Origin of the sequence: Arthrobacter sp. zg.Y820, assembly GCF_030125555.1 — a bacterium.
Lineage (GTDB): Bacteria > Actinomycetota > Actinomycetes > Actinomycetales > Micrococcaceae > Arthrobacter_B.
The window spans coordinates 1-3,849 of the sequence record NZ_JASKLX010000019.1; the positions used below are offsets into that span (position 1 = coordinate 1).

The following is a 3,849-nucleotide window of genomic DNA, read 5'->3' on the forward strand; positions in this document are numbered from 1 at the left end:
GCGGGGCCTTACTCTCTGAACAACCGGTGTCTTTCAACCGTAAATATTGTCCGGCGGTGACCTACTCTCCCACATCCTCCCGGATGCAGTACCATCGGCGCTGTGGGTCTTAGCTTCCGGGTTCGGAATGGGACCGGGCGTTTCCCCCACGCTATGACCGCCGTAACCCTTCCACCCGCACCACCCATAAACAAACCTGGGTGAGGGGAAATCAATGGTCACAACACAACACACCATCAAAAACGACGTGTTGCAATAGCGAAGTTATAACTGTAATTATACGGCACACCACACCCTGAAAGGGGTACGGCGGTGCCGGTTCCACGGGTGACAAACCTCACGGGTTTGTTATCCGGGAACCACATAGTGGACGCAAGCAGCATGATCAACACAACCCTTTATACTTTGGAGAACCGTTTGAAGTCGTGTTCTCCCAGATTGTGGTGTGGTGTAAGTTATCGGCCTATTAGTACCGGTCAGCTTCACGGGTCTTTAGTCCCCGCTTCCACATCCGGCCTATCAACCCAGTGGTCTGGCTGGGGGCCTCTCACACACAAGGTGTATGGAAATCTCATCTCGAAGCGGGCTTCCCGCTTAGATGCTTTCAGCGGTTATCCCATCCGAACGTAGCTAATCAGCGGTGCACTTGGCAGTACAACTGACACACCAGAGGTTCGTCCGTCCCGGTCCTCTCGTACTAAGGACAGCCCTTCTCAAATTTCCTGCGCGCGCAGCGGATAGGGACCGAACTGTCTCACGACGTTCTAAACCCAGCTCGCGTACCGCTTTAATGGGCGAACAGCCCAACCCTTGGGACCTACTCCAGCCCCAGGATGCGACGAGCCGACATCGAGGTGCCAAACCATGCCGTCGATATGGACTCTTGGGCAAGATCAGCCTGTTATCCCCGAGGTACCTTTTATCCGTTGAGCGACGGCCATTCCACAATGTACCGCCGGATCACTAGTCCCGACTTTCGTCCCTGCTTGAGATGTCTCTCTCACAGTCAAGCTCCCTTGTGCACTTACACTCGCCACCTGATTGCCAACCAGGCTGAGGGAACCTTTGGGCGCCTCCGTTACTCTTTAGGAGGCAACCGCCCCAGTTAAACTACCCATCAGGCACTGTCCCTGACCCGGATTACGGGCCGAAGTTAGATATCCAGTATGACCAGAGTGGTATTTCAACGATGACTCCACCCGAACTGGCGTCCGGGTCTCACAGTCTCCCACCTATCCTACACAAGCCACACCGAATATCAATACCAAACTATAGTAAAGGTCTCGGGGTCTTTCCGTCCTGCTGCGCGTAACGAGCATCTTTACTCGTACTGCAATTTCGCCGAGTTTATGGTTGAGACAGCGGGGAAGTCGTTACTCCATTCGTGCAGGTCGGAACTTACCCGACAAGGAATTTCGCTACCTTAGGATGGTTATAGTTACCACCGCCGTTTACTGGGGCTTAAATTCCCAGCTTCGCCCGTAAGGGCTAACCGGTCCTCTTAACCTTCCAGCACCGGGCAGGAGTCAGTCCGTATACATCGTCTTGCGACTTCGCACGGACCTGTGTTTTTAGTAAACAGTCGCTTCCCCCTGGTCTCTGCGGCCCCGATCCCCTCCGGACAGCAAGTGTCCATCAAGGTTGGGGCCCCCCTTCTCCCGAAGTTACGGGGGCATTTTGCCGAGTTCCTTAACCATAATTCTCTCGATCGCCTTAGTATTCTCTACCTGATCACCTGTGTCGGTTTGGGGTACGGGCGGCTAAAACCTCGCGCCGATGCTTTTCTAGGCAGCATAGGATCACCGGATTCCCACCAAAGTGGGTCCCATCAGATCTCAGGTATCGTCATCAAAGACACAGCAACGGATTTACCTATCGCTGACCCTACATCCTTAGACCAGGACAACCATCGCCCGGCCCGGCTACCTTCCTGCGTCACACCTGTTAATACGCTTACCTCCCAGGATCAGGTCCCGCGCTCCACCAAAAACCGGGTCGCCACAAGGGCGGCCGGTCAGGTATTGGGCGGTTAGTGTCCCCCGCTTGGTATTGGCGGTTTTTCGCCGGTACGGGAATATCAACCCGTTGTCCATCGACTACGCCTGTCGGCCTCGCCTTAGGTCCCGACTTACCCAGGGCAGATTAGCTTGACCCTGGAACCCTTGATCATTCGGCGGACGGGTTTCTCACCCGTCTTTCGCTACTCATGCCTGCATTCTCACTCGTGTAGGCTCCACCGCTGGTTTACACCGCGACTTCACTGCCCACACGACGCTCCCCTACCCATCCAAACGCTTGAACGAAAATGGATAAACCATCCGCTTGGCTAATATTTGAATGCCACAACTTCGGCGGTGTACTTGAGCCCCGCTACATTGTCGGCGCGGAATCACTTGACCAGTGAGCTATTACGCACTCTTTCAAGGATGGCTGCTTCTAAGCCAACCTCCTGGTTGTCTTCGCAACTCCACATCCTTTCCCACTTAGCACACGCTTAGGGGCCTTAGTTGGTGGTCTGGGCTGTTTCCCTCTCGACTATGAAGCTTATCCCCCACAGTCTCACTGCTGCGCTCTCACTTACCGGCATTCGGAGTTTGGCTGACGTCAGTAACCTTGTAGGGCCCATTAGCCATCCAGTAGCTCTACCTCCGGTAAGAAACACGCAACGCTGCACCTAAATGCATTTCGGGGAGAACCAGCTATCACGGAGTTTGATTGGCCTTTCACCCCTACCCACAGCTCATCCCCTCCATTTTCAACTGAAGTGGGTTCGGTCCTCCACGCGCTCTTACACGCGCTTCAACCTGGCCATGGGTAGATCACTCCGCTTCGGGTCTAGATCACGCCACTGCATCGCCCTGTTCAGACTCGCTTTCGCTACGGCTTCCCCTCACGGGTTAACCTCGCGACGTAACACTAACTCGCAGGCTCATTCTTCAAAAGGCACGCTGTCACAAGCACGACACCACAAGTGGCATCGCCCTGCTCCAACGGATTGTAGGCACACGGTTTCAGGTACTGTTTCACTCCCCTCCCGGGGTACTTTTCACCTTTCCCTCACGGTACTTGTCCGCTATCGGTCATCAGGGAGTATTTAGGCTTACCAGGTGGTCCTGGCAGATTCGCACGGGATTTCTCGGGCCCCGTGCTACTTGGGATCCTCTCCAAGCGGCAGCATACATTCCGGTTACGGGGCTAACACCCTCTACGGCCTGGCTTTCAAACCAGTTCACCTATGCATCTGCACTCACTTCACCGATCCGGCAGAATCGGTACGGAAAGTCCCGCAACCCCAGTGATGCAACGCCCGCCGGCTATCACACACCACTGGTTTAGCCTCTTCCGCGTTCGCTCGCCACTACTAACGGAATCACTGTTGTTTTCTCTTCCTGTGGGTACTGAGATGTTTCACTTCCCCACGTTCCCTCCACGCACCCTATGTGTTCAGATGCGGGTCACCCGGTCACTCGCGCGCCGGGCGGGGTTTCCCCATTCGGACATCCTGGGATCAACGCTCGGTTATCAACTCCCCCAGGCTTATCGCAGATTCCTACGTCCTTCTTCGGCTCCTGATGCCAAGGCATCCACCGTGTGCCCTTAAAAACTTGACCACAAAGATCAATAAATATTTCCTGCTATCGAGAAAACCATGACAACACCGGACCACACCGCAAGGGCATGACCCGGAGCACCAGGTTTATCTGAAATTGCACTTAATAATTTTAAGATGCTCGCGTCCACTATGTAGTTCTCAAACAACAACCCCGTCACACCCCGCCACCACCACGTATTCACCGTGGACGGTCTTGGACCTGCGCAGGAACAATCAGAAACAACACGAAACCGTGT

General features: G+C 54.6%; 1 protein-coding gene and 2 rRNA genes. All 3 read right to left on the reverse strand.

Annotation, left to right across the window (positions count from 1 at the left end):
• Positions 1 to 48 precede the first annotated feature (48 nt).
• A 5S ribosomal RNA gene (gene rrf / locus QNN99_RS17370) occupies positions 49 to 165 on the reverse strand.
• Between the two features lie 280 nt (positions 166 to 445).
• Positions 446 to 3,611 (reverse strand): 23S ribosomal RNA (locus tag QNN99_RS17375).
• A gap of 7 nt (positions 3,612 to 3,618) precedes the next feature.
• Positions 3,619 to 3,849 (reverse strand): hypothetical protein (locus tag QNN99_RS17380; RefSeq protein WP_229968479.1); only part of this gene is annotated, 231 nt, incomplete at its 5' end.